Raw genomic sequence first — 24,237 nt, forward strand, 5'->3', positions numbered from 1 at the left:
GCGCGCCGATCCCGCCCCCATATCACCAAGTTTGAGTAATGGACAGGTCAAAGGTCCCTTTTATTCAAGATCGCCAAGCGGTTCCATGAACCCGGAGTTGATCAAGGCGATACCCCCGGTGCGACGGAGGACCGGGTGCATCGCCCTGCCATGTCGGCGTCATGTCGGCCGGGGCCCACCACGTCAACGGGCCCCGCCCACACCGGAACGAGGGCCCTGCCCACGTCACCAGGGCCCCGCCGCGCCGACAAGGCCCCCTCCACCCCCACTCGGCCCCGACCCCAGGCCCACGAAGCCCGGTCGGGTGAACCGACATGTCCTGACGCGTCCGAACCCGGATCTGGAGTCATCACGTGAAGTACACCTGGCGCACCGCCACCGCGGGCATCGCACTGCTGACCGCGAGCGCCGTCCTCGTCACCACCCCGCACGCCATCGCCGAGCCCAAGGCCCCGGCGGCGGTCGAGGACCCGGAGGCGGCCGAGTTCGATCGGCTGATCGCCGACCTGGAGAAGGAGCTGGCCCAGGAGGAGAAGGACGGGAAGAAGGCGCAGGACGACGCACTCGCCGCCTTCCGCGCCAACCCCGTCAGGGAGGCGGAGAGCGTCGAGGCCGCTCAGGTGGCCGCCGCCGTGCAGAACCACCGTGTCGAGGTGCTCCAGATGCGCACCGAGACCGACACCGTGTACGCCAACCCCGACGGCACCCTCACCCGCGAGATGGCCTCCGGCCCCGTCCGCATGATCGAGGGCGGCAGGTGGGTCGACGTCGACGCGGACTTCGCGGCCGCCAAGGACGGCAAGGTCGCCGCGAAGGCGCACCCCCAGGGCCTGCGTCTCGCCGGGAAGGGCGGCGTGCTCCCCCGTTCCGTCGAGGCCGCCGCGAACGCCCCCGCCTCGCTGGCCCGCGACCTGGTCACTCTGGGCAGCGGCAAGGACCGGATGGCCGTGCAGTGGAAGGGCGGCCTGCCCGCACCGGAGTTGCAGGGCAATGTCGCCACGTACAAGAACGCCGTGCCCGGCGGTGACCTGATCGTGGAGTCCACCCGCACCGGATTCGAGCAGTTCCTCAAGCTGCACAGGGCCCCCGAGGGCGGCGCCGGTGCCCCGATGGTCCTCCCCATGACGGTCCCCGACGGCGTGCGGGCCACCCAGAACCCGGACGGTTCCGTCACCTTCACCGACGCGGCGGGCGAGGAGCTGGCCCTGATGCCCGCACCGGTGATGTGGGACTCGGCCGTCGACGCGAAGTCCTTGGAGCGTACGAACACCAAGGCGATCGACCTGAAGATCGCCCAGCGCGGCAACACCGTCGAGCTGACCCTCACGCCCGACGCGGCCTGGCTGGCCGACCCGAAGACCCAGTACCCGGTGACCATCGACCCGGCCGCGGACGCCCTCGACGTCCTCTTCGACACCTTCGTGCAGGGCGGCGACACCAAGGACCAGTCCGCCAGCACCGACCTGAAGCTCGGCTGGCCGGGCGACCACGCGGGCACCACCAAGCGCACCGCCCGCTCCTACCTCACCTTCCGCACCTCGAACTTCGCCGACTCCCTGGTCTCCAAGGCGACCCTGAAGATGTGGAACTACCACTCGTGGTCGTGCGAGAAGCGCGGCTGGGAGGTGTGGGCGGCGGACCCGGCGGACAAGAACACCCGCTGGACCAAGCAGCCCGCGCTCAAGGAGAAGATCGCCACCTCCACCCAGACCAAGTCGGCCACCTGCAACAACGAGGGCTGGGTGAGTGCCGACATCACCAAGCTCGCGCAGACCTGGTCGTCGGCGAAGGCGACCACCGGCTCGATCGGCCTGAAGGCCGCCAGCGAGTCCGACACGTACGCCTGGAAGCGCTTCTACTCCTCCGAGTCCCCGGACCAGAACCGCATCCCGACCCTCGAAGTCACCTACAACTACCGCCCGTCGAACGGCACCAACCTCCAGGCCGGCACCCCGTTCATCTCCCAGGGCGGCATCTTCAAGGTCAACTCCACCACCCCGACGCTGCGCTTCTCCGCCACGGACAGCAACGGCGACGACACGGTCACCGGCACGTACGAGATCACGGACACCTCGACGGGCACGGTCGTCGGGATGTTCAACGCCCCGGCCGTCCCCTCCAACAGCACCTCCACCCTCAAGGTCCCCGCGGGCAAGCTGGTCAACGGCCGTACGTACAGCTTCCGCACCACCGCCTACGACGGCACCCACTACGCCAACGGCTGGTCGGCCCCGGTCCGCTTCACCGTCGACACCGCGTGGAAGCCCTCCGCCGCCGAGACCTCGCTCGGCCTGGCCAATCTCTACTCCGACGCCGCCGACATCACGGCCGCGACCGCCTCCGACGGCACGTACGCGTCGATCGCGGCGACCGAGGAGAACACCGTCTCCATCCCGTGGGACGGCAAGAACGACGTCATCGACATCAAGAACGCCGACATGCCCGCCAAGCTGACCATCCCGCAGGGCAGCGCCAAGGGCGTCCGGGTCGGCGGCAACGTCGTCTACACCTCGTCTGGCCCGGTCGACACGGTCGTCCAGCCGACCACCGACGGCGGCTCCCGCACCCTGCACATCCTCAAGAACGCGTCCGCCCCGCGCGAGTACGAGACGGGCTTCGTCGTCCCGGCGGGCATGAAGGCCGTCTCGCACGAGGACGGTTCCGTCTCGCTGTACGCGGAGGGCGACGACGACCCGACGCAGGCCCCGAAGAAGGACGCGGCGGGCTTCTTCGACGCGCCGTGGGCGAAGGACGCCAACGGCAAGGACATCCCGACCCGCTACAAGGTCGTCGGCAAGAAGCTGGTCCAGCAGGTCGACTTCGACGCCAACAGCGCCTTCCCGATCGTGATCGACCCGTCCTGGTGGTCCACCACCAAGAAGATCACCAAGTGCGCCGTGTACGGGGTCTCCCCCATCGTCCTCGGCTTCACCCCGGCCGGGTCGACGATGCGTGTGGTCACCGCGATCCGGCTGGCCAAGCGGATGGGCTTCAAGAAGACCGCGAAGCTGATCTACAACTACTCCAAGCGCCGCAAGATGACCCCGTCGGTGCGCAAGGCGATCGGCACGCTGATGGGCATCGACGGGATCAAGAAGAACTGCAAGTTCTGAGCGGGAGGACCGTGATGCTCGCCAATACCGTCGCCACCGTGGTCCTGCTCGCGGAGCTCGGCATCATGCTGCGCTACCGGCTCGTGCACCGCCGACGCGAACGCCCCAGCCAGTGGCCCCAGTTGAGCGATGTCCGGTACGTCCACCTGGGTGCGGCCCTGGCGGCGGCCGCCGTCGGATGGCTCGTCACCGGAGCCGACACGAGGTGGGGCACCCTCGTCACGCTGGCCTTCCTCGGCGCGTTCGTCCCGGCGTCGGCGGCGCTCGCGACGAGTGTGCTGTGGCGCCCGGCGTACGGCTGGATCGTCTGCGCGGCGGGCGGACTGACGATGGGCCTCAGCTCGCTCTGAGCAGCCCGCGCGAGATCCCGCACCGAGGCCGGTGCGGGATCTTCGCCGAATCAACACCATCTGTTCGACAGCTGAATTACCTTGCGATGCAGACGAGTTGGGGCGCACCCAAGCCTCTACCGACGCAGGGGGAACCGACCGCATGGCATGGAAGCCGGATCTGACCGAACCACCCACCCCTTCCGCCGCCGCCCTCGCCGCGCAGGCGAACCTGGGGCAGTGGTCGGGCTGGACGTACGTCCCGTACCGGGGCCTGGGCTACAAGAAGTGGAAGGACTGCCGCCTCTACCTCTACGCGCATGGGGTGGTCATCACCGACAACCGGGTCGGCTTCGAGGTCACGCGCAGCTGGGCGGACACCCGCGTCCTGGAGTACCGCCGTACGGTCAACGGCACCACCAAGGACTCCCGTTACACCCTCATCGACTCGGCAGGCGTGGGGGTCAGCATCGGTCCCGGCGGCCGCACCTTCCTCAAGGGCGACAAGCAGCTGCACGGCATCACCGAGGTGCTGAGCGGGGCCCCGTTCGTCTTCCCGGGCGACTGGGGCAATTACATCCAGGAGGGCATCACGAAGACGCAGCTTCCGTCCGTCCTGGCGCGGATCGAACGCGGCGAGAGCGTGCAGTTCGGGGCGTTCACGGTGGACCGGAACGGCGTGACGGGCAGAAAGCGCACGGCCGCGTGGACGGATGTCGCCAACTACTGGTCGTACGACGGGAAGCTGTACTTCAACGACGCCAGGAAGCGCTCGGTCGGCGACGGGGCGAGCACGCGCGACATCAGCAACATCAACGTGTTCCTGAACGTGGTGGAGCGCCTTAAGCGGGGGGTCGCGCAGTAGGGGCCGAGGCCCTTGCTCAACGGGCTTGGAGATCGCCCGACTTGATGCCGGTGACCAAGGCGGAGAAGGCGTGGACGGTCGGGCGGAGGACTGGTCCATCCAGCACCTTGGAATCCCGGACGGGGACGGTGCCGTGCGAGGCGTCGAGGTCGGTCGCGACCTCGACGCAGTCGCCGCCATTGCTGCTGTACGAGGACTTGTACCAGCGGAGGGCTTGGGACTCGGCCATCGGGCTCCCCTTCCGGACGCTTCGGAGTGCGGCCGATCCTAGGGGCCGAAGGCCGCCGAAACGAGACCGCCGCCCGCGCGGGGTGCGGGGCGGCGGGTCTGTTCGTTCAACGGGGCTGGAAGTCGCCCGACTTGATGCCGGTGATGAAGTCGGAGAAGGCAGGGGCAGTCAGGCCCAGGGTGGGGCCGCCGGGGGTCTTGGAGTCGCGAACCGGAACCACGCCGTGCGAGACGGCGAGGTTGGCCGCGACCTCAATGCACTGACCTCCGTTGCTGCTGTAGGAGGACTTGAAGAACTGCGGTTCGGTCACGGTGCGCCCTTTCGGAACTGTTGGATCATGGCCACGGATTCCGCTTGGGAAAGCGCTTCGGCCTGAAGCTGATGGTAGGCCGTCAGCATCGGCGTCACGAACGCACTTTCCCTTTCGAGATGGCCTCGTTGAGCGGACTCGGTGTAGAGGATCACCTTGCGATCGGTGAGCGTGACTAGCGTTGCAGGCCGGTCGAAGGACCGCCGTTCACCGAGCGAGTACGGAGCCACTTGCAGCACAGTGGTCGGCAGTTCGGCAAAGGCCAGAAGCCGGTCCATCTGGTCGGCCATGACGCGCGCTCCACCTACCGGACGCATGAGACAGCTCTCATCAAGCACCGCGTGGATGAAGGGCGACGGCGTCCGCTCCATCGACGCCTGCCGTTCCGCGAGCAGAGTCAGGCGCTCCTCCGCCTGTTGTTCGGTGATCGCCCCCCGCCGTACCGAGCCTCTGGTGATGGCCTCTGCGTAGGCCGGGGTCTGGAGAAGGCCGTGAATGATCCCCAGCTCGAAGAGCCTGATCTCCACCGCCTTGACTTCTAGCGCGAGGTACTCCGGAAACCCCTCCAGCAGGGAGGTGTTGCGTACGGACTGCCCCCGGCGCTCGAAGAGATTGCCGGTCCCGAAGGCCTTGTCGGCACTGTGCGAGAAGCGGGGAGTTGGGGATCGGCGACCAGTTTCCACGGCCGAGATATGCGTCCCCGAGTAACCCATGCGAACGGCGAGTTCGTCCTGCGTCCAGCCACGTTCGTCCCGCAGAGTGCGTAAACGTTCGCCGTACGCCGCAGCAGGCGAGCTGGCCGGTTCCAGGTCTTTGCGGTTCATGACATCCCACCCAACTCCCCGTGCGTGGATCGCAAGTTGAAGGCATGCCCAGCGCGCGTCACGCTGAATCCCCCCAGTAGTGAACCCACTACGGAGAGGAGCCACCCATGCCCAGCATCGCCCGCGCCTGGCTCGCCGCACTGACCGCCGAGTACGGCACCGAAGGGGCCCTGCACGTCCCCCACGAGCCGACCACCTCCCCCGCCCCGGACGGCGGCGAGGACCCGGACCACTCCGAACCCCCCACCACCCTCACGGAGTTGAGCGAACGCGTCGCCGAGTACAACCGTCAGCGCCGCATGTTCGGGGGCCGGTGATGACCCCCCGCACGACGATGCGCTTCGTCCCCTACCGCATCGCGCCCGACCCGCTCTCCGAGCCCGAGTACGAAGCGGTGTGCGTGTCCGGGGACGAGGCCGACTGCGGGGCGGCGTCCGGCACGGGCGCAACCCCGATGGGCGTCGCCGCCTGGCAGTTCACCCACGCGGGCGAGACCGGCCACACCCGCTTCCGGCGCACGTACCACGAGTACGCGGTGGTAACGCCCGCCGACGGCTCGACGTGCACCATCGCCCCCAAGGGCCCGGCGACCCCTACCGCGCCCCGTACACCGCCTGCGGCCGCTCCGCCTGCGCCAGCAGCTTCGTCGCCGTCTCCCCCGCCTCCGCCGGGGTCCACCGTGCACCCTTGTCGGCCGTCGGGCCCGGACGCCAGCCCTCCATCACCGTGATCCGGCCCGCCTCCGCCTCGAAGACCCGGCCCGTGACGCCCTCGGAGCCGTCCGAGCCCAGCCACACCACCAGCGGCGAGACGTTCTCGGGGGCCATCCCGTCGAAGGCGCCCTCGCCGGGCGCGGCCATGGTGTCCGCGAAGGTCGACTCCGTCATCCGGGTGCGGGCCGCCGGCGCGAGGGCGTTGACCTGGACCCCGTACCGGCCCATCTCGGCGGAGGCGACCAGCGTCAGGCCGACGATCCCGGCCTTCGCGGCGGAGTAGTTGCCCTGCCCGACACTCCCCAACAGCCCTGCTCCGGAGCTGGTGTTGACGACCCGGGCCGCCCGCTGACGGCCCGCCTTCGCCTCCGCCCGCCACCACTGCGCCGCATGCTTCAGCGGGAGGAAGTGGCCCTTGAGGTGGACGCGCATGACGGCGTCCCAGTCGTCCTCGTCCAGGTTGACCAGCATCCGGTCGCGCAGGAAACCCGCGTTGTTGACCAGGGTGTCGATGGCGCCGAACGTCGACACTGCCGTCTCGATCAGCGACGCCGCGCCCTCGGTCGTCGCGATGTCGCCGCCGTGCGCGACCGCCTCGCCGCCCGCCGCGCGGATCTCCGCGACGACCTCCTCCGCCGGGCTCTGCGAGGCTCCCGCCCCGTCCGCGCTCACGCCCAGGTCGTTGACGACGACCTTTGCTCCCTCGGCGGCGAAGGCCAGGGCGTGGGCGCGGCCCAGGCCCCGTCCCGCACCGGTCACGACCACGACGCGTCCCTCGGCGATACCCATGTCAGTTCCTCTCAGAGTCGGACTTGTTGACGTTCGCGGCGTCCAGGAAGGCGGGCCGCTCCCCGCCCCCGTGCACCAGCAGCGACGCCCCGTTGACGTACGCCGCCTGGGACGAGGCGAGGAAGACGGCCGCGTTCCCGATGTCCGCCGGTTCGGCCATCCGGCCCGCCGGGATCGTCCGCGCGACCGCCGCCAGGCCCTCCTCGTCGCCGTAGTGGAGGTGGGCGAGTTCGGTGCGCACCATGCCGAGGACAAGCGTGTTGACCCGTACCTCCGGGGCCCATTCGACGGCCATCGACCGGGCCAGATTGTCCAGACCGGCCTTCGCCGCGCCGTAGGCGGCGGTCCCCGGGGAGGGGCGCGTCGCGCTCACGCTGCCGATCATCACGATGGAGCCGCGCGCCGCCCTGAGGTGCGGGTACGCCGCGAGCGAGGCGTTCATCGGGGCGATCAGATTCAGCTCGACCACCTTCGCGTGCCGCTGCGCCCCGCCCTCCTCAAGCAGCCGGTACGGGCCGCCTCCGGCGTTGTTGACCAGCACGTCCAGGCGTCCGTACGTCGTGACCACGCCCGCGAAGAACTCCTCCACGGCATCCACCGACCGCAGGTCGACCGGCCTGAACTCGGCCTTCCTGCCGCCCGCTTGGACCACCTCGTCCGGCGGCCTCCGCGCGCAGACCACGACCTGTGCACCGGCCTCCAGGAGAGCCCGCGCGATGCCCGCGCCGACGCCCCGGGTACCGCCTGTGACGACGGCGACCCTCCCGTCGAGTTCCATTCGCTGCTACCTTCCCTACACGACAAGCACCTAACAAATGTTTGGTGGAAAGGTAGCTGATCAGTTCATGGGTGTCTCCACCTCCCGCCCGGAAAAGGGCATCGCCGTCGTCACCGTCGACTTCCCGCCGGTCAACGCCCTGCCCGTCAAGGGCTGGTACGACCTGGCCGACGCGGTACGAGAAGCGGGCCGCGACCCCGACGTGCGCTGCGTCGTCCTGACCACCCCGCCCGGCAGCCGGGGCTTCAACGCGGGCGTCGACATCAAGGAGATGCAGCGCGAGAGTGCCGCAGGGGGCGGCCACCAGGCGCTGATCGGTGCGAACAGCGGCTGCGCCGAGGCCTTCGCCGCCGTGTACGAGTGCGAGGTGCCGGTCGTCGCGGCCGTCGCCGGGTTCTGCCTGGGCGGCGGGATCGGCCTCGTCGGCAACGCGGACGCGATCGTCGCCTCCGACGACGCCACCTTCGGCCTGCCCGAGCTGGACCGGGGCGCGCTCGGCGCGGCCACCCACCTCTCGCGGCTCGTCCCGCAACACCTGATGCGCGCCCTGTACTACACCTCGCGCACCGCCACCGCGCAGGAGCTGCACCACCACGGGTCGGTGTGGAAGGTCGTACCACGCGACGAACTCCCTGGCGCCGCACTGGAGTTGGCGCGCGAGATCGCCCTCAAGGACGGGTATCTCATCCGGCTCGCGAAGGCCGCCATCAACGGCATCGACCCCGTGGACGTCCGCCGCAGCTACCGCTTCGAGCAGGGCTTCACCTTCGAGGCCAACCTCAGCGGCACCGCCGACCGCGTACGGAACGACTTCGGCAAGGAGAAGAGCAAGTGACCGACAAGACGATGACCCCCGAAGAGGTCGTCTCCCGCCTGCGCAGCGGGATGACGATCGGCATCGGCGGCTGGGGCTCGCGCCGCAAGCCGATGGCCCTGGTCCGCGCGATCCTGCGCAGCGACCTGACCGACCTGACCGTCGTCTCGTACGGTGGCCCCGACGTCGGTCTCCTCGCCGCCGCCGGGAAGATCCGCAAGCTGGTCACGGCGTTCGCGACGCTCGACTCCATCGCCCTGGAGCCGCACTTCCGCACCGCCCGCCAGGAGGGCGCCTTCGAGCTGACCGAGGTCGACGAGGCGATGTTCATGTGGGGGCTGCACGCCGCCGCGAACCGCCTCCCCTTCCTGCCCGTCCGGGCCGGCATCGGCTCCGACGTCATGCGGGTCAACCCCCAGCTGCGTACGGTCACTTCGCCGTACGACGACGGGGAGACCTTCGTCGCGATGCCCGCCCTGCGCCTGGACGCGGCCCTGGTCCACATGAACCGCGCGGACCGGCTCGGCAACGGCCAGTACCTGGGCCCCGACCCCTACTTCGACGACCTCTTCTGCGAGGCCGCCGACGCGGCGTACGTCTCCTGCGAGCGCATTGTCGACACGGCCGAGCTGACGAAGGAGGCGGCCCCGCAGTCGCTCCTGCTGAAGCGCACCTCCGTGACAGGCGTCGTGGAGACCCCGAACGGCGCGCACTTCACCACCTGCACGCCCGACTACGGGCGCGACGAGGCCTTCCAGAAGCTGTACGCGACCACCCCCTGGCCCGAGTTCTCGGCCCGCTTCCTCTCCGGCGAGGACGAGTCGGCGTACCAGACCGCGGTCAAGACCTGGCACGAGGAGCAGTCGAAGTGAGCACCGAAACCCCCACCTCCACCGTGACCCGCGCCGAATACTGCGTCGTCGCCTGCGCCGAGGCCTGGCGCGACAACGGCGAGGTGCTGGCCAGCCCGATGGGCCTGATCCCCGGCATCGGCGCCCGCCTCGCCAAGCGCACCTTCTCCCCCGACCTGCTCCTCACCGACGGCGAGGCCCTGCTCGTCGGCCTGGACGGGACGACGGAGGGCTGGCTGCCGTACCGCCACCACCTGACCATGGTCACCGGCGGCAAGCGGCACGTGATGATGGGCGCCAGCCAGATCGACCGGTTCGGCAACCAGAACATCTCCTGCATCGGCGACTGGGAACGGCCCACGCGGCAGTTGCTGGGGGTGCGGGGTGCGCCGGTCAACACCCTGAACAATCCGACGAGTTACTGGGTGCCGAAGCACTCCACGCGGGTCTTCGTGGAGAAGGTCGACATGATCTGCGGGGTCGGGTACGACAGCGCGGCGGCGGCCGGTCCGGCAGCGACCCGCTACCACCGGCTGCCGCGCGTGGTCAGCAACCTCGGCGTCTTCGACTTCGAGACCCCGGACCACACGATGCGGCTGGCCTCGCTGCACCCGGGCGTGAGCGTGGACGAGGTCCGCGAGGCCACCGGCTTCGCGCTGGAGGTCGCCGAGGACGTTCCGTACACCCGCGAACCGACCGCCGAGGAGCTGCGGCTGATCCGCGAGGTCATCGACCCGAAGGGGACGCGCGACCGGGAGGTGAAGCCCGTATGAGCGAGTCCCGGACCATCGAGACCGCGTTCACCCGGCTCGTCGGGGTCCGGCACCCCCTCGTGCAGACCGGCATGGGGTGGGTGGCGGGGCCGCGCCTGGTGTCGGCGACCGCGAACGCCGGGGCGCTGGGCATCCTCGCCTCCGCGACGATGACCGTCGAGCAGCTGAGGTCGGCGGTGCGGGAGGTCAAGTCCCGTACGGACGCGCCGTTCGGCGTGAACCTGCGGGCGGACGCCGGGGACGCCCGGGAGCGCGTACGGATCATCATCGACGAGGGCGTGAAGGTGGCGTCCTTCGCGCTCGCCCCGTCGAAGGAACTGATCGCCGAGCTGAAGGACGCGGGCGTCGTCGTGGTCCCCTCGATCGGGGCGCGGCGGCACGCGGAGAAGGTCGCGGCGTGGGGTGCGGACGCGGTCATCGTGCAGGGCGGCGAGGGCGGCGGGCACACCGGTGATGTGGCAACGACCGTCCTGCTGCCGCAAGTTGTGGACGCGGTCGACATCCCGGTGATCGCGGCGGGCGGCTTCCACGACGGGCGCGGGCTGGTCGCCGCGCTCGCGTACGGGGCGGCCGGTGTCGCAATGGGCACCCGCTTCCTGCTCACCTCGGACTCCACCGTGCCGGACGCGGTGAAGGCGAAGTACCTGGCGGCGACGGTGAAGGACGTCACCGTCACGACCGCCGTCGACGGACTGCCCCACCGGATGCTCCGCTCGGAGCTGGTGGCGGCCCTGGAGAAGTCCGGGCGGGCGAGGGCGCTGGCACAGGCAGTGGTGCGGGCGGCGTCCTTCAAGAAGATCTCCGGGCTGAGCTGGCCGCAGATGGTCCGCGACGGCCTCGCCATGAAGCACGGCAAGAGTTTGTCCTGGAGTCAGGTTCTGTTGGCCGCCAATACCCCCATGTTGCTGAAAGCTTCGATGGTCGACGGTCGCACCGACCTCGGCGTCATGGCGTCGGGGCAGGTGGCGGGCCTGATCGAGGATCTGCCGAGTTGTGCCGAGCTAGTGGCACGTGTCATGGCGGAGGCGGAGATCGCTCTCGCACGGCTGCACGCGCACCACGCCCTGCCGACACCAGGGTGAACCCTCTTTTCTCGTACAGGAGTTGACCGCATGAGCCGCAATCGGACACGAGTTGCCGTGGGCGCGGCCGTGGGCGCACTCGCCCTCGGCGCGCTGTCGGCCCCGGCCGTCGCACAGTCCCCGGCGCACGGCACGCACCCCGGCAGCACGTCGCACTCCCGGCACCACCACGCGAACACGATCCGGCAGATCCCGCTCCAGGGCGCGGTCAACGTCCGGGACGTGGGCGGGTACCGCACGTACGGCGGGGACACGGTGCGGCACGGCCTCGTCTACCGTGCGGACGCGCTCGGCAAGCTGACCGACCCGGACCTGGTGACCCTGGCGGGGCTGCGGCTCGGCAAGGTGGTCGACTACCGGGTGCCGGTGGAGATCCAGTACGACGGCCAGGACCGGCTCCCGGCCGGGCTCGCGGTGACGGCTCGCCCGGTCAACGACAGCGGGCTGTACGGGCAGATGATGGCGGCCATCGCCACCAGGGACCCGGTGAAGCAGGAGGCGGCGCTGGGCGGGACCAAGGGGTCCGACCTGATGAAGAAGGTGTACGGGACGCTGATCAGCGATCCGGCGAACACGGCGCAGTTCGCGGCCACCTTCCGGGACATCGCGAACGCCTCGTCCCGCTCGGCCGTCCTCTTCCACTGCACCTCGGGCAAGGACCGTACGGGGTGGACGACGTACGTGCTGCTGCGGGCGCTCGGCGTGCCGGAGCAGACGGCACGGCAGGACTACCTGGCGTCGAACACGATCCGGGCGGCGGCGGACAAGAAGGTCCGGGACGGGCTGAAGCAGGCCGGGATGATGCAGAACCCGGATCTGCTGATTCCGCTCCAGGAGGTGCGCTCGGAGTACCTGGACAGGGCGCTGGCGGAGGTGCGTGCGCGGTACGGGTCGCTGGACGGCTACCTGAAGAAGGGCCTGGGCCTGGACCACCGGGCTCTGTCCCGCCTCCAGGCCCACCTGACGCACTGATCCCCGGGGGTCGGGGTGGCTGGGGTCCGGGGACACCCCCCAGCCCCCCTTGGGCGGCGGGGCCGCCCCTCCCCACCCTCTCCCCAGCCCCCTTGGGCGGCGGGGCCGCCCTCCCCCGCTTCCCCCCCCGTAGCCCCCTTGGGCGGCGGGGCCGCCCCCCGGGGGCGGGACGGGCGGGCAAGGGGGCGGCCCCTCCCGCTCCCGGCCCAGCCCGGTGCCGCCCCTTGGCCCGCCCCAGTGCCGGGCACACGTCCAAAGGGGCCCCGGCCCACCCCCGTACCGGACACGTCAGCCCCGCCCGGCTCGGGCAGAAGAGGCCCCGGACCCGCCCCTTTCCCTAAAGCGCTCGCCGCGCGGCGATTGCACGATTCCGTGCAGGTGTGTCGTGGCTGGTCGCGCAGTTCCCCGCGCCCCTGAAGGGCGCGCCCGCGCGGCGGAGCCGCACGTGCAACACAGCCCCGCGCCCCTGAAGGCGCGGCGGAGCCGCACGTGCAACACAGCCCCGCATCCCTGACAGGGGTGCGGGGCTGTGGCTGGTGCGGAGGGCCGGCTAGGCCGCGGGGCGGCGACCGCCCTGGCCGCCGCCCGAGCGGCGCTGGCCGCCCGACTGGCCCTGGCCCGCGCCCGTACGGCCGCCGCCGGAGCGGGACTGGCCTCCGGTCCGGGACTGGCCGCCCGTGCGGGACTGGCCGCCCGTCGGGGCTGCGCCGCGGGACGGGCGGGACGGGCGGGCGCCCGGGGTCGTCGCCGAGCCCGACGAGGCGGACGAGCCGCCGCCGCGGCGACCGCGCGTGCGGCTGCGGCCGTCCGAGGAGGAGGACGGGCGGCGCTTGGCGGGCTGCTGCTGAACCGGGGTCGGAACCTCCAGGACCACCGCGACGCCGGACGGCTCGCGGGCGCCCGTGATGGTGGAGAGTTCCTCGTCCGTGGACTTGATGCGCGCGGTGTGCGGCGTGATGCCCGCATCGCTCATGAGGCGGGTCATCTCGCGCTTCTCCTCCGGGAGGACAAGCGTGACGACGACGCCGGACTCGCCCGCGCGGGCCGTGCGGCCGCCCCGGTGGAGGTAGTCCTTGTGGTCGGTCGGCGGGTCGACGTTGACGACCAGGTCGAGGTCGTCGACGTGGATGCCGCGCGCCGCGACGTTGGTCGCGACGAGTGCCGTGACCTGGCCGTTCTTGAACTGCTCCAGCGTGCGGTTGCGCTGCGGCTGGGACCGGCCGCCGTGCAGGGCCGCCGCGTAGACACCCGCGGAGAGCAGGCGCTTGGCGAAGCGGTCAGCGGCACGCTTGGTGTCCACGAACATGATCACGCGGCCCTCGCGGGCCGCGATCCGCGCCGCGACGGCCTTCTTCTCGGTCTCGTCCATGACGTACAGGACGTGGTGGTCCATCGTCGTGACCGCACCGGCGGACGGGTCGACGGAGTGCACGACCGGGTCGGTCAGGAACATCTTGACGAGCTTGTCGATGTTCTTGTCGAGGGTCGCGGAGAAGAGCATCCGCTGGCCACCGGGCTCGACCTGCTTGAGGAGCGCCACGACCTGCGGCATGAAGCCCATGTCGGCCATCTGGTCGGCCTCGTCGAGGACGGTGATGGCGACCTGGTCGAGGCGGGCGTCGCCGCGCTCGATGAGGTCCTTGAGGCGGCCGGGGGTCGCGACGAGGACTTCCGCGCCACGGCGCAGCGCGTTCGCCTGCTTGGTGATCGACATGCCGCCGACGACCGTGGTGAGGCGCAGGTTGACGGAGGTCGCGTACGGGGTGAGCGCGTCCGTGACCTGCTGCGCCAGCTCGCGCGTCGGTACGAGGACCAGCGCGAGCGGCGCGTGCGGCTCGGCGCGGCGTCCGGCGGTGCGGGCCAGCAGCGCCAGGCCGAAGGCCAGCGTCTTGCCGGAGCCCGTGCGGCCGCGGCCCAGGATGTCCCGGCCGGCGAGCGAGTTCGGGAGGGTCGCGCCCTGGATCGGGAACGGCTCCGTCACCCCCTGCGCGGCGAGCGTCTTGAGGAGTGCGGCGGGCATGTCCAGCGCTTCGAAAGCCTCGACCGACGGCAGCGCGGGGGTGATGGTCTCCGGCAGTGCGAATTCACCCTGGGGCGGCGTGGACCGGCGGGCGGGGCCCTTGCCGGAATTCTTCGTCGAAGCCTTGCCGCGGCCCCGGGACGGGGCGGCACTCGACGGTCGGTTGCGCGCCGGACGGCCGGTGCGCTCGGAGGAGGATCGTTCGAAACGGGTCATGCAGTAAATGCCTTCTTCCTGGGGACACCCAAGGGGGTGGAAGCCGGTCGCGGAATACGACCGCGTTCCGCGAGCTTGCGCGAACGCAACGCAAGCCGGGGCCCGCACCTTCACGGTGCGGGCCCCGGCTCGAGGCTTCGCGCGTCCGGGCAGACTAGGCCGGGACGATGTTCTCCGCCTGCGGGCCCTTCTGGCCCTGCGTGACGTCGAAGGAAACCTTCTGGCCTTCCTGGAGCTCGCGGAAGCCCGAGGTGGCGATGTTGGAGTAGTGGGCGAAGACGTCGGCGCCGCCGCCGTCCTGCTCAATGAAGCCGAAGCCCTTTTCCGAGTTGAACCACTTCACGGTGCCAGTAGCCATTTTTATCTCCTAAAACAGGGGCAGAGCCGGAAATCCGCACTTTACGAATTCCTCGTCGCCGCAATGACCCCATCCGGAGAGCCGGAAACCGGCAATGACCGGAAAAACAAATGTGCGCCTGCCGAAGTTCTCGTCAGGCGCACATAAAGTTCATGGGTACCAAAACTGCAACTCGCCTACCGTAGCACGCCCCCGCGCCAGGCGCGCGGCGAAAGTCGCCCGGTCAGGCGCCGCACGGCCTATCGCCCCTTCTGGGCCGCCGCATGTTCACCCGCCCGCCGACCGGAATACACCGCGTCCGCGATGGACAGCCCGCTGACGTACGCGTGCGAGCACACTCCGACGGCGCTGCGCCCGGCCGCGTACAGCCCCTCGATCTCGGTCCCGTCCTCCCGCAGCACCCGCCCGCTCGTGTCGTGCACGCGCAGGCCGCCCAGCGTGATCATGGGCATGGGGTAGAACATCGACGTGTCGAGCGAGCAGTCGAAGGCGTAGTACGGCCCGTGGTCGAGGGCCTGGACATACGCGGCGGGCTTGCCGAGGGGGTCGGGGGTCCCGGCGCGGGCGGCGGCGTTGTAGGTGTCGAGGGTGCGGGCGAGGCCGACCGGGTCGACGCCGAATCCGGCCGTCGCCTCGACAGCCGTCCGCCCCTTCTTGTGCCCGACCGTGAAGAGGTACCCCATCTGGGCCTTCTGGAAGAAGACGGTCTGGGTTCCCATCTCCTTCCAGGCCCGGTCGAGGACGGCCTTGTCGACAAGGAGATACGCCTGTCCTTCGTGGGCGCTGACGATGCGCTCGCCGACGGCGGCCCCGTAGAGCAGCTCGTTGCAGACGCGCTGCCCCTTGCGGTCGACGAGGAGGCCGCGGCCGAGGGTGACGGGCGGGGAGTAGAACCGCCAGGCGGAGACGCGGTCGAGGTGGGCGGAGGCTCCTCCCGCCCCCTCCCCCAGCCGGATCCCCGACCCGTCGTCGCCGATGGTGCCCAGCGCCTGGCCGGGGAGGAAGTCCGGAGCGTGGGCAGCCAGCATGTCCCGGTTGAACACGAACCCGCCCGCGGTGACGACGACCCCGCGCCGGGCGCGGACCCGGACCAGGCGTCCGCCCCGCTCCAGCCGCTCGACGGCCTTGTTGAGGGGGCCGGTGGCGTCGGGGGCGTAGTTGTTGCCCTTGCCCAGGGCGAGGGAGAGGGCCCGGTGGGCGCGGGCGGCGGCCCCGGTGAGCTGCCGGACCTCGGCCCCGACGACCCGCCCGTCCTCCACGACCAGCCGCTCGGCCCGGGTCTGCGGCACGAGACGTACACCCCGGGCACGGGCGGCTTCGGCGAGGTGCCCGAAGAGCACCTTCCCGGAGGCGAGCCCCTTCGCTTTGGTCCTGTGTCCCCGGGGGGCGGGGGCGGCGGCGTCGCTGTAGGGCGGGAACTGCTCGTTGCCGGAGTAGTAGAGGAGGTAGTCGTCGGTGGGGTAGCTGGTCTTGAAGGGGCAGAGGCTGCCCTCGTACTCGGCCCCGTGCGAGGCCAGCCAGTCCAGATTCCCGGAACTCTTCTCGCAGAAGTCGCGGAGGAGGGTGTCGGAGACGACCCCCTGCGCCTCCTCCTTCAGGTACGCGAACATCGCGTCAACGCTGTCCTCGATCCCGGCCTCGCGCTGGGGGCGGGTGCCGCCGCCCGCGTAGACGACGCCACCGCTGAGGGCGGTGGCACCGCCGCCGAAGAAGCGGTCGACGGCGACGACTCGTGCGCCGGAGTCGGCGGCCTCGATGGCGGCGGAGGCGCCGGCGCCGCCGAAGCCGATGACGAGGACGTCGGTCTCTGCATCCCAACTCATGGGTGATTCCTGCCCTGTTGGTCCTACGGTCCGGGTCCGTCCCCGGTGCTTTGTGGCCCCTGGGGGCGGGCCCCTGTCTGTGCCGCACCTGGTACGGGGGTGTTTTCGCCCCAGCCCCGCCCCTTCACCTAAACCCTGCGGGGCGTGGGTGGGTTGCTGTTCATGCCGGGGCAAGCCCCGGACCCCTGCACGGGCTGCGCCCGCGCGTCCTCAAACGCCGGACGGGCTGAATGAATGGCCGCGCCCCGTAAGGGGCGCGGGGAACTGCGCAAAACGCCAGCCCCCCACCCAGCCGCGCGGCGAGCGCTTTAGGTGGAGGGGCGGGGCAGGGGCACAAACCGGGGGTCCGGGGGCAGCGCCCCCGGCAGGAACGGCGACCACCCGCCACCCCGCACCGGGGAACCGCCAGCTACACCCGCTCGATGATGGTCACGTTGGCCTGCCCGCCCCCCTCACACATCGTCTGGAGCCCATACCGCCCACCCGTCCGCTCCAGCTCATGCAGCAGCGTCGTCATCAGCTTCACCCCGGTCGCACCCAGCGGGTGCCCGAGGGCGATCGCGCCGCCGTTCACATTCACCCGCTCCGGGTCCGCGCCCGTCTCCTTCAGCCACGCCAGCGCCACCGGCGCGAACGCCTCGTTGATCTCGACCAGGTCGATGTCGTGGATCGACATGCCGGTCTTCTTCAGGGCGTACGCGGTGGCAGGGATCGGCGCGGAGAGCATCCGGATCGGGTCCTCGCCCCGCACCGACAGGTGGTGGATGCGGGCGCGCGGGGTGAGCCCGTACTCCCGTACCGCCCGCTCCGAGGCGATCAGCATCGCCGCCGCCCCGTCGGACACCTGCGAGGAGCACGCGGCGGTGATCGTGCCGCCCTCCATCACCGGCTGGAGGCCCGCCATCTTCTCCAGCGAGGTGTCCCGACGCGGCCCCTCATCAACGGCCACATCCCCGTACGCCACGGTCTCCCGCTCGAAGCGACCCTCGTCGATCGCCCGCAGCGCCCGCTGGTGCGAGCGCAGGGCGAACTCCTCCATGTCACGCCGCGAGATCCCCCACTTGTCCGCAATCAACTGCGCCCCGTGGAACTGGTTGACGGGCGCGTCGCCGTACCGGGCGCGCCAGCCCTCCGAGCCCCGGTAGGGGCCCTCCATCAGGCCGAGCGGTTCCGCCGCCTGCCGGGAGGCGAAGGCGATCGGGATCTGCGTCATGTTCTGGGTGCCGCCCGCGACGACCAGGTCCTGGGTGCCGGACATCACGCCCTGCGCGGCGAAGTGCACCGCCTGCTGGGAGGAGCCGCACTGGCGGTCGATGGTCACGCCCGGCACCTCCTCCGGGAGTCCGGCCGCCAGCCATGCCGTACGGGCGATGTCACCGGCCTGCGGGCCGACGGTGTCCAGGCAGCCGAAGACGACGTCATCGACCAGGGAGGGGTCCACGCCGGAGCGTTCGACCAGGGCCTTCAGGACGTGCGCGCCCAGGTCCGCCGGGTGGACGGCGCCGAGGCCGCCCTTGCGCCGGCCGACGGGGGTGCGTACCGCTTCAACGATGTAGGCCTCAGCCATGACGACTTCTCCAGATCACGAGAGTTATTCGGTGCGTACGGCGATCCCGTCCAGCACCATCGACAGGTACTGGCGGGCGATTTCCTCGGGGCTGTGCTGTCCGCCGGGCCGGTACCACGACGCCGCCACCCACACCGTGTCGCGCACGAAGCGGTAGGTGAGGCGGATGTCGAGGTCGTCCCGGAAGACCCCGTCGGCGACTCCGCGCTCCAGCGTTCCCAGCCACGCCTTCTCGAACTTGGTCTGCGAGTCGGCGAGGTAGTGGAAGCGGGGCTGCGCGGAAAGGTGGCGCGATTCCTTCTGGTAGATGGCGACGGCGGCGCGGTGCCGGTCGATCTCCCGGAAGGACTCGGTGACGAGGGCCTCGATGGTCTCCCTGGGGCCGAGGTCGGCGGCGAGCACGGTGTCGTACCCCTCCCACAGCTCGGTCAGGAAGGTCGAGAGGATCTCGTCGAGCATCGATTCCTTGGAATCGAAGTGGTAGTAGAGGCTGCCGGCGAGCATGCCCGCCGCGTCGGCGATCTTGCGGACGGTGGTGGCGTTGTACCCCTGCGCGGCGAACACCTCGGCAGCGGTGTCGAGGAGTTCACGGCGGCGCTGGGGGGACGCGGTCACCTGGGGCTTCTTGTTGGTAGGCACCCGCTCATTGTCCGGCAGCGGCCGCACCCGGCGGGGCCCCGCTCACGCATGCTGGCTGCTGACGGAGACCGTCTCGCCCGTCATGTACGAGGAGTAGCCGCTCGCCAGGAAGACGATGACGTTCGCCACCTCCCACGGCTCCGCGTACCGGCCGAAGGCCTCCTTCGCGGTCAGCTCCTCCAGCAGTTCGGGCGTGGTCACCTTCACCAGGTGCGGGTGCATCGCCAGGCTCGGGGACACCGCGTTGATGCGTACGCCGAACTCCGCCGCCTCGATCGCCGCGCACCGGGTGAGCGCCATGACGCCCGCCTTCGCGGCGGCGTAGTGGGCCTGTCCGGCCTGGGCGCGCCAGCCGATGACGGACGCGTTGTTGACGATCACGCCGCCTCGACCTGCGGACTTGAAGGAGCGCAGGGCCGCCCGGGTGCAGCGGAAGGTGCCGCCCAGGGTCACGTCCAGCACCTTCGACCACTGCTCGTCGGTCATGTCGACGACGTCGGCGGTGCCGCCGAGCCCGGCGTTGTTCACGACGATGTCGAGGCGGCCGTGGGTGTCTTCGGCGAGCGCGAAGAGCGCGCCCACCTGCTGCTCGTCGGTCACGTCGCAGGGCAGCGACGCGACGCGCTCCGCCCCGAACTCCTCGGCCAGCGCCTCGTGGCTCTCCTTGAGCCGCCGGGCGTGCGCGTCGCCGATGACGACCCTGGCCCCCTCCTCCAGGAAGCGGCGCGCGGTCGCTCCGCCGATCCCGGCCCCGGCGGCGGCGGTGACGACCGCGCTGCGGCCGTCGAGGAGCCCGTGCCCCTTCACGTACGCGGGAGCTGTGCTCACGCCCGTACCTCCTTGGGAAGACCGAGCACGCGCTCGGCGATGATGTTGCGCTGGATCTCGTCGGAGCCCGCGTAGATGGTGTCGGCGCGGGCGAAGAGGAACAGGCGCTGCCAGTCGTCCAGTTCGTACGGTCCGGACTCGGCCAGCAGGGAGGCCGCGCCCCGGACGTCCATGGCCAGTTCGCCGAGGTCGCGGTGCCAGCGCGCCCAGTGGTTCTTGGCCACGGACGGTGACACGTCGCCGCGTCGGGCATGGGCGCGCATGGCCTCCAGGCCGGTCCAGGCGCGTACGAGACGGTCCTGGATCAGCGGGTCGGCGAGCGCTCCGGTGCGGCGGGCCAGCGCCACCAGGCCGTCCAACTCCCTTGCGAAGCCGACCTGTTGGCCGAGGGTGGAGACGCCGCGTTCGAAGCCGAGGGTGGCCATCGCGATCCGCCAGCCGTCGCCGACCCCGCCGACGACGTGCGTGGCGTCCGTGCGGGCGTCGTCGAAGAAGACCTCGTTGAACTCGGAGGTCCCGGTGAGCTGGACGATGGGGCGGACCTCGACGCCCGGCTGGTCCATGGGGACCAGGAGGTAGGAGAGGCCCGCGTGGCGGCGGGAGCCCGGTTCGGTGCGGGCGACGACGAAGCACCACTGGGACTCGTGGGCGAGGGAGGTCCAGATCTTCTGGCCGTTCACCCGCCACGTGTCACCGTCGCGCTCGGCCCGGGTGCGGACGTTCGCGAGGTCGGAGCCCGCGTCGGGCTCGCTGTAGCCCTGGCACCAGAGTTCCTCGACCGCGACGATCGGCGGCAGGAAGCGGGCCTTCTGCTCCTCGGTGCCGTACGCGATGAGGGTCGGGCCGAGGAGCTGTTCGCCGATGTGGTTGACGCGGGCGGGGGCGTCGGCAAGCGCGTACTCCTCGTGGAAGGCGATCTGCTCCTCCACGCTCGCGCCCCGGCCGCCGTACTCCTTCGGCCAGCCGACGCAGGTCCAGCCGTGGGCGGCCATGTGGCGTTCCCAGGCGAGGCGCTCGGCGAAGGCCTCGTGTTCGCGGCCGGGTCCGCCCCTGCCCTTCAACCCGGCGAATTCTCCGCTGAGTTGCTCCCGTAGCCAGTCCCGGATCTCGGTGCGGAACTCCTCGACGCTGCTCATGGCCGTACGTTAACCTACCAAACACTTGTTAGGGAAGGATGGTTCCGCCATGACAGCCGAGACGCCCGACACGTCCGGTACGACCGCTGCCCCCGAAGGCTCTGAGCCCGTTCTGTACGAGCGCCGGGGCCCGGTCGCGTACGTGACCCTCAACCGGCCGCGCTACCGCAACGCCCAGAACTCCGCCATGACCTACGCCCTGGACGCCGCCTTCTACCGGGCCTCGGAGGACAACGAGGTCAAGGTGATCGTGCTGGCCGGGTCCGGCGAGCACTTCTCCGCCGGGCACGACATCGGGACCCCCGAGCGCGACGCCCACCTCCCGTTCGAGCGGAAGGCGGGCCTGTGGTGGGGCCACTCGGACAAGGCGGGGGCGGAGAGCCGCTTCGCCCGCGAGTCCGAGGTGTACCTCGGGATGTGCCGCCGCTGGCGCGAGCTGCCGAAGCCGGTGGTGGCGTCGGTGCAGGGCGCGTGCGTGGCGGGCGGGCTGATGCTCGCGTGGGTGTGCGACCTGATCGTGGCCTCGGAGGACGCCTTCTTCGCCGATCCGGTGGTACGGATGGGGATTCCGGGTGTCGAGTACTTCGCGCACCCGTGGGTGATGCCGCCGCGCATCGCGAAGGAGTTCCTGTTCACCGGGGACCGGATGAGCGCCCGGCGGGCGTACGAGGTCGGGATGGTCAACCGGGTCGTGGAGCGGGCCGAACTGGCCGACCGTACGCGGGAATTGGCGGAGAAGATCGCCGAGATGCCGCGCCTCGGGCTCGCCCTCACCAAGCGTGCCGTCAACCAGGCCGAGGACCTCCAGGGCCTGCACACCGGCATGGACTCCGTCTTCGGGCTGCACCACCTCGCGCACGCGCACAACGCGGAGACGGCGAAGGACTCGCTGGGCGGGATGGACGTGGCGGCCATGAAGAACGCCTCGCGGCAGAAGGCGGAGGGCTGAGCGCCGTGGATCTCGACTTCAGCGCCGAGCAGGACGCCTTCCGGGCCGAGGCCCGGGCCTGGCTGGCGGCCAATGTCCCGGCCGAGCCCCTCCCCTCCCTGGAGACGGAGGAGGGTTTCGCCGCCCACCGGGCGTGGGAGGCGCGGCTGGCCGCCGACCGGTGGTCGGTGGTGTCGTGGCCCGAGGAGTACGGGGGCCGGGGCGCGGACATCTTCCAGTGGCTGATCTTCGAGGAGGAGTACTTCGCGGCGGGCGCCCCCGGCCGGGTCTCGCAGAACGGCATCAACCTCCTCGCCCCGACCCTCTTCGACCACGCGACGGACGAACAGCGGGCCCGGGTACTGCCGTCGATGGCGACCGGCGAGGTCATCTGGGCGCAGGCCTGGTCGGAGCCCGAGTCGGGGTCCGACCTGGCGTCGCTGCGCTCAACTGCCGTACGCACGAAGGGGGGTTGGCTGCTCTCCGGACAGAAGACGTGGTCCTCGCGGGCCGCCTTCGCCGATCGCGCCTTCGGTATCTTCCGCACCGACCCGGACGCGGACAGGCCGCACCGGGGGCTGACGTACCTGATGTTCGACCTGCGCGCGCCGGGCGTCGCCGTCCGGCCGATCGGCCGCCTCGACGGCAAGCCCGCCTTCGCCGAACTCTTCCTCGACGACGTGTTCGTGCCCGACGCGGACGTGATCGGCGAAGTCGGGCAGGGCTGGCGGATCGCCATGTCGACCACCGGCAACGAGCGCGGGCTGATGCTCCGCTCCCCCGGCCGCTTCCTGGCCGCCGCCGACCGCCTCGCCGCCGACTGGCGCACGCACGGCGATCCGGCGGACACGGCGGTACGGGACCGGGTCGCGGACGCGGTCGTCGGGGCACGCGCGTACCAGCTCTTCACCTGGACGAACGCCTCGCGGTTCGCCGCCGGGGAGACCATCGGTGCGGAGTCCAGCCTGAACAAGGTCTTCTGGTCCGAGTACGACATCGCCCTGCACGAGACCGCGCTCGAACTGCTGGGTGCGGACGGGGAGTTGGCGGAGAGCGAGTGGGCCGAGGGGTACGTCTTCTCGCTCGCCGGGCCCATCTACGCCGGTACGAACGAAATCCAGCGCGACATCATCGCCGAGCGCCTGCTCGGCCTGCCGAAGGGACGTCGCTGATGCGCTTCCTGCTGACCCGCGAGCAGGCCGACTTCGCCCGCTCGCTGGACGCGATGCTCACCGCCGCCGATACGCCGGCCGTTGTACGGGCCTGGGAGGCTGGGGACCACGGCCCTGGCCTGGAGGTGTGGCGGCGGGTCGCGGAGGCCGGGGTCTTCGCACTGGCCGTCCCCGAGACGTACGACGGGGTGGGACTGCTGCCCGTCGAACTCGTCCTCGCTTTCCGGGAGTTGGGGCGGCATGCTGTTCCCGGTCCGTACGTCGAGACCGCTGCGGCGGCGGTGCTGCTGGCCGACTCGCCAGGCCTGGCGAAGGAGTGGCTGCCGAGGATCGCCGCCGGTGAGGCGGTGGTGACGCTGGCCGAGGAGGGCGGGTACGCGCTGGACGCGGACGCGGCGGAGGCCGTCTTCGTACTGGGTACGCGGATGGGCTCGGCGGGCGGGGAGCTGCGGGTGTCGGCGGACACGGCGCGGCGGCTGTACGCGGTGGAGGGCGCCGGGGACGCACTGCCGGTCGCGGACGAATCCGTCGCAGCCGCACGGGAGTTGGCGATGCTACTGACCGCGACGCAGGCGCTCGGGGTCGGGGACGCGCTGCTCGCCCAGACGGTGGCGTACGTGAAGCAGCGCACCCAGTTCGGGACGCCGATCGGATCCTTCCAGGCGGTGAAGCACCGACTGGCGGACACACTGGTGGGGCTGGAGTTCGCGCGGCCGCTGCTGTACGGGGCGGCGCTGAGCATGTCCGGGGCGGACGTCGCGGCGGCGAAGGTGACGGCGGGCGAGGCTGCGTACGCGGCGGCGCGCACGGCCCTCCAGTTGCACGGGGCGGTGGGCTACACCCAGGAGCTGGACCTCTCCCTGTGGCTGCGCAAGGCGCGGCCGCTGCGGGATGCGTGGGGGACTCCGGCGGCGTGCCGGGGCCGGGCACTGGAGGGCTGACCCGCCCCCTTCACCCTCTCGGGCAACGACCACCTCCCCCTGCCCCCCTCGGGCAGAGCTCCCGTGGGCGACGGGGCCGCCCTCCGCTTCCCCCAGCCCCTTCGGGCTTCACCCTTTGCCGCCCCCCGCCCCCTTGGGCGGCGGGGCCGCACTCCCCTTCCCTCTAA

The 24,237-nt window shown here is 71.0% G+C and carries 25 protein-coding genes; 12 read left to right on the top strand and 13 right to left on the bottom strand.

Annotated features, from left to right (window positions below; genetic code table 11):
- Positions 1 to 353: 353 nt before the first annotated feature.
- The 3 genes from ACIO3O_RS21360 (at position 354) to ACIO3O_RS21370 (ending at position 4,307) form a co-directional block, all read left to right on the top strand.
- Entirely contained in the window at positions 354 to 3,113 is a 2,760-nt protein-coding gene (locus ACIO3O_RS21360) for a DNRLRE domain-containing protein (RefSeq protein ID WP_401748109.1), read from the top strand.
- Positions 3,114 to 3,127: 14 nt separating this feature from the next.
- Positions 3,128 to 3,463 (top strand): hypothetical protein, encoded by a 336-nt coding sequence (locus tag ACIO3O_RS21365; protein WP_401748112.1) that lies wholly within the window; start codon positions 3,128 to 3,130, stop codon positions 3,461 to 3,463.
- Positions 3,464 to 3,605: 142 nt separating this feature from the next.
- Positions 3,606 to 4,307, top strand: a complete 702-nt coding sequence (locus ACIO3O_RS21370; protein WP_401748114.1) for a DUF6585 family protein — start codon at positions 3,606 to 3,608, stop codon at positions 4,305 to 4,307.
- 16 nt (positions 4,308 to 4,323) lie between these two features.
- On the opposite strand, the gene ACIO3O_RS21375 is transcribed toward ACIO3O_RS21370, so the two are convergent.
- The 3 genes from ACIO3O_RS21375 to ACIO3O_RS21385 form a co-directional block, all read right to left on the bottom strand.
- A complete protein-coding gene (locus tag ACIO3O_RS21375) occupies positions 4,324 to 4,536 on the bottom strand; it encodes a DUF397 domain-containing protein (protein WP_401748116.1) in 213 nt (70 codons plus the stop codon).
- Positions 4,537 to 4,642: 106 nt separating this feature from the next.
- The gene (locus tag ACIO3O_RS21380) at positions 4,643 to 4,846 is read right to left on the bottom strand and encodes a DUF397 domain-containing protein (protein WP_401748119.1); all 204 of its coding nucleotides are present in this window, start codon (positions 4,844 to 4,846) and stop codon (positions 4,643 to 4,645) included.
- Positions 4,843 to 5,670: a helix-turn-helix domain-containing protein gene (locus ACIO3O_RS21385; RefSeq protein ID WP_401748122.1), complete on the bottom strand. Its 828-nt coding sequence runs from the start codon at positions 5,668 to 5,670 to the stop codon at positions 4,843 to 4,845. The genes ACIO3O_RS21380 and ACIO3O_RS21385 overlap by 4 nt, the downstream gene beginning before the upstream one ends.
- 107 nt (positions 5,671 to 5,777) lie before the next feature.
- On the opposite strand from ACIO3O_RS21385, the gene ACIO3O_RS21390 reads away from it, so the two are divergent.
- The gene (locus ACIO3O_RS21390; protein ID WP_401748124.1) at positions 5,778 to 5,987 is read left to right on the top strand and encodes a hypothetical protein; all 210 of its coding nucleotides are present in this window, start codon (positions 5,778 to 5,780) and stop codon (positions 5,985 to 5,987) included.
- Between the two features lie 31 nt (positions 5,988 to 6,018).
- On the opposite strand, the gene ACIO3O_RS21395 is transcribed toward ACIO3O_RS21390, so the two are convergent.
- The 3 genes from ACIO3O_RS21395 to ACIO3O_RS21405 are packed head-to-tail and all read right to left on the bottom strand — an operon-like array spanning position 6,019 to position 7,950.
- Positions 6,019 to 6,240 (bottom strand): hypothetical protein, encoded by a 222-nt coding sequence (locus tag ACIO3O_RS21395; protein ID WP_401748126.1) that lies wholly within the window; start codon positions 6,238 to 6,240, stop codon positions 6,019 to 6,021.
- Positions 6,241 to 6,263: 23 nt separating this feature from the next.
- A complete protein-coding gene (locus tag ACIO3O_RS21400; RefSeq protein WP_401748128.1) occupies positions 6,264 to 7,172 on the bottom strand; it encodes an SDR family oxidoreductase in 909 nt (302 codons plus the stop codon).
- Between the two features lies 1 nt (position 7,173).
- Positions 7,174 to 7,950: an SDR family oxidoreductase gene (locus tag ACIO3O_RS21405; protein WP_401748130.1), complete on the bottom strand. Its 777-nt coding sequence runs from the start codon at positions 7,948 to 7,950 to the stop codon at positions 7,174 to 7,176.
- Between the two features lie 67 nt (positions 7,951 to 8,017).
- On the opposite strand from ACIO3O_RS21405, the gene ACIO3O_RS21410 reads away from it, so the two are divergent.
- Genes ACIO3O_RS21410 through ACIO3O_RS21430 form a run of 5 tightly spaced genes read left to right on the top strand, consistent with a single transcriptional unit; the run spans position 8,018 to position 12,442 of the window.
- On the top strand, positions 8,018 to 8,785 hold the full coding sequence (locus tag ACIO3O_RS21410) for an enoyl-CoA hydratase family protein (RefSeq protein WP_401748132.1): 768 nt from the start codon (positions 8,018 to 8,020) through the stop codon (positions 8,783 to 8,785).
- Positions 8,782 to 9,636, top strand: a complete 855-nt coding sequence (locus ACIO3O_RS21415) for a CoA transferase subunit A (protein ID WP_401748135.1) — start codon at positions 8,782 to 8,784, stop codon at positions 9,634 to 9,636. Before ACIO3O_RS21410 ends, ACIO3O_RS21415 begins: the two co-directional genes overlap by 4 nt.
- Positions 9,633 to 10,388 (top strand): CoA-transferase subunit beta, encoded by a 756-nt coding sequence (locus tag ACIO3O_RS21420; protein ID WP_401748136.1) that lies wholly within the window; start codon positions 9,633 to 9,635, stop codon positions 10,386 to 10,388. The genes ACIO3O_RS21415 and ACIO3O_RS21420 overlap by 4 nt, the downstream gene beginning before the upstream one ends.
- A 14-nt stretch (positions 10,389 to 10,402) precedes the next feature.
- Positions 10,403 to 11,470: an NAD(P)H-dependent flavin oxidoreductase gene (locus ACIO3O_RS21425; protein ID WP_401748273.1), complete on the top strand. Its 1,068-nt coding sequence runs from the start codon at positions 10,403 to 10,405 to the stop codon at positions 11,468 to 11,470.
- A 30-nt stretch (positions 11,471 to 11,500) separates the two neighbouring features.
- Positions 11,501 to 12,442 carry a tyrosine-protein phosphatase gene (locus ACIO3O_RS21430; protein ID WP_401748137.1) on the top strand — a complete coding sequence of 314 codons (942 nt, stop codon included), beginning with the start codon at positions 11,501 to 11,503 and terminating at the stop codon, positions 12,440 to 12,442.
- A 550-nt stretch (positions 12,443 to 12,992) separates the two neighbouring features.
- Here the strand turns inward: ACIO3O_RS21430 and ACIO3O_RS21435 are convergent.
- The 7 genes from ACIO3O_RS21435 to ACIO3O_RS21465 form a co-directional block, all read right to left on the bottom strand.
- Positions 12,993 to 14,678 (bottom strand): DEAD/DEAH box helicase, encoded by a 1,686-nt coding sequence (locus tag ACIO3O_RS21435; protein ID WP_401748140.1) that lies wholly within the window; start codon positions 14,676 to 14,678, stop codon positions 12,993 to 12,995.
- 154 nt (positions 14,679 to 14,832) lie between these two features.
- Positions 14,833 to 15,036, bottom strand: coding sequence for a cold-shock protein (locus ACIO3O_RS21440; RefSeq protein ID WP_003969786.1), 204 nt, complete (start codon positions 15,034 to 15,036; stop codon positions 14,833 to 14,835).
- A 239-nt stretch (positions 15,037 to 15,275) separates the two neighbouring features.
- Positions 15,276 to 16,859: an FAD-binding protein gene (locus ACIO3O_RS21445; RefSeq protein ID WP_401748143.1), complete on the bottom strand. Its 1,584-nt coding sequence runs from the start codon at positions 16,857 to 16,859 to the stop codon at positions 15,276 to 15,278.
- A 409-nt stretch (positions 16,860 to 17,268) separates the two neighbouring features.
- Positions 17,269 to 18,426, bottom strand: coding sequence for an acetyl-CoA C-acetyltransferase (locus tag ACIO3O_RS21450; protein ID WP_401748145.1), 1,158 nt, complete (start codon positions 18,424 to 18,426; stop codon positions 17,269 to 17,271).
- A 24-nt stretch (positions 18,427 to 18,450) separates the two neighbouring features.
- Positions 18,451 to 19,065, bottom strand: coding sequence for a TetR/AcrR family transcriptional regulator (locus ACIO3O_RS21455; protein ID WP_401748148.1), 615 nt, complete (start codon positions 19,063 to 19,065; stop codon positions 18,451 to 18,453).
- 42 nt (positions 19,066 to 19,107) lie between these two features.
- The gene (locus ACIO3O_RS21460; protein WP_401748150.1) at positions 19,108 to 19,893 is read right to left on the bottom strand and encodes an SDR family oxidoreductase; all 786 of its coding nucleotides are present in this window, start codon (positions 19,891 to 19,893) and stop codon (positions 19,108 to 19,110) included.
- Positions 19,890 to 21,029 carry an acyl-CoA dehydrogenase family protein gene (locus ACIO3O_RS21465; protein WP_401748151.1) on the bottom strand — a complete coding sequence of 380 codons (1,140 nt, stop codon included), beginning with the start codon at positions 21,027 to 21,029 and terminating at the stop codon, positions 19,890 to 19,892. The genes ACIO3O_RS21460 and ACIO3O_RS21465 overlap by 4 nt, the downstream gene beginning before the upstream one ends.
- A gap of 49 nt (positions 21,030 to 21,078) precedes the next feature.
- Between ACIO3O_RS21465 and ACIO3O_RS21470 the strand changes: the two genes are divergently transcribed.
- The 3 genes from ACIO3O_RS21470 to ACIO3O_RS21480 are packed head-to-tail and all read left to right on the top strand — an operon-like array spanning position 21,079 to position 24,070.
- Positions 21,079 to 21,978, top strand: a complete 900-nt coding sequence (locus ACIO3O_RS21470; protein ID WP_401748153.1) for an enoyl-CoA hydratase — start codon at positions 21,079 to 21,081, stop codon at positions 21,976 to 21,978.
- A gap of 5 nt (positions 21,979 to 21,983) precedes the next feature.
- Complete coding sequence (locus ACIO3O_RS21475; protein ID WP_401748156.1) at positions 21,984 to 23,129, top strand: acyl-CoA dehydrogenase family protein; 1,146 nt, start codon at positions 21,984 to 21,986, stop codon at positions 23,127 to 23,129.
- The gene (locus ACIO3O_RS21480) at positions 23,129 to 24,070 is read left to right on the top strand and encodes an acyl-CoA dehydrogenase family protein (RefSeq protein WP_401748158.1); all 942 of its coding nucleotides are present in this window, start codon (positions 23,129 to 23,131) and stop codon (positions 24,068 to 24,070) included. Before ACIO3O_RS21475 ends, ACIO3O_RS21480 begins: the two co-directional genes overlap by 1 nt.
- Positions 24,071 to 24,237 lie beyond the last annotated feature (167 nt).

Origin of the sequence: Streptomyces sp. NPDC087440 (assembly GCF_044744005.1) — a bacterium.
In the GTDB taxonomy this organism is placed as follows: Bacteria; Actinomycetota; Actinomycetes; order Streptomycetales; family Streptomycetaceae; genus Streptomyces.

Excerpts from the sequence above, each read along its gene's own strand:
- ACIO3O_RS21480 (WP_401748158.1), top strand. The coding sequence starts at position 23,129 with ATGCGCTTCCTGCTGACCCGCGAGCAGGCCGACTTCGCCCGCTCGCTG.
- ACIO3O_RS21445 (WP_401748143.1), bottom strand. The coding sequence starts at position 16,859 with ATGAGTTGGGATGCAGAGACCGACGTCCTCGTCATCGGCTTCGGCGGC.
- ACIO3O_RS21465 (WP_401748151.1), bottom strand. The coding sequence starts at position 21,029 with ATGAGCAGCGTCGAGGAGTTCCGCACCGAGATCCGGGACTGGCTACGG.
- ACIO3O_RS21440 (WP_003969786.1), bottom strand. The coding sequence starts at position 15,036 with ATGGCTACTGGCACCGTGAAGTGGTTCAACTCGGAAAAGGGCTTCGGC.
- ACIO3O_RS21375 (WP_401748116.1), bottom strand. The coding sequence starts at position 4,536 with ATGGCCGAGTCCCAAGCCCTCCGCTGGTACAAGTCCTCGTACAGCAGC.
- ACIO3O_RS21405 (WP_401748130.1), bottom strand. The coding sequence starts at position 7,950 with ATGGAACTCGACGGGAGGGTCGCCGTCGTCACAGGCGGTACCCGGGGC.
- ACIO3O_RS21365 (WP_401748112.1), top strand. The coding sequence starts at position 3,128 with ATGCTCGCCAATACCGTCGCCACCGTGGTCCTGCTCGCGGAGCTCGGC.
- ACIO3O_RS21390 (WP_401748124.1), top strand. The coding sequence starts at position 5,778 with ATGCCCAGCATCGCCCGCGCCTGGCTCGCCGCACTGACCGCCGAGTAC.
- ACIO3O_RS21410 (WP_401748132.1), top strand. The coding sequence starts at position 8,018 with ATGGGTGTCTCCACCTCCCGCCCGGAAAAGGGCATCGCCGTCGTCACC.
- ACIO3O_RS21470 (WP_401748153.1), top strand. The coding sequence starts at position 21,079 with ATGACAGCCGAGACGCCCGACACGTCCGGTACGACCGCTGCCCCCGAA.
- ACIO3O_RS21370 (WP_401748114.1), top strand. The coding sequence starts at position 3,606 with ATGGCATGGAAGCCGGATCTGACCGAACCACCCACCCCTTCCGCCGCC.
- ACIO3O_RS21450 (WP_401748145.1), bottom strand. The coding sequence starts at position 18,426 with ATGGCTGAGGCCTACATCGTTGAAGCGGTACGCACCCCCGTCGGCCGG.
- ACIO3O_RS21400 (WP_401748128.1), bottom strand. The coding sequence starts at position 7,172 with ATGGGTATCGCCGAGGGACGCGTCGTGGTCGTGACCGGTGCGGGACGG.
- ACIO3O_RS21385 (WP_401748122.1), bottom strand. The coding sequence starts at position 5,670 with ATGAACCGCAAAGACCTGGAACCGGCCAGCTCGCCTGCTGCGGCGTAC.
- ACIO3O_RS21395 (WP_401748126.1), bottom strand. The coding sequence starts at position 6,240 with ATGGTGCACGTCGAGCCGTCGGCGGGCGTTACCACCGCGTACTCGTGG.
- ACIO3O_RS21430 (WP_401748137.1), top strand. The coding sequence starts at position 11,501 with ATGAGCCGCAATCGGACACGAGTTGCCGTGGGCGCGGCCGTGGGCGCA.
- ACIO3O_RS21435 (WP_401748140.1), bottom strand. The coding sequence starts at position 14,678 with ATGACCCGTTTCGAACGATCCTCCTCCGAGCGCACCGGCCGTCCGGCG.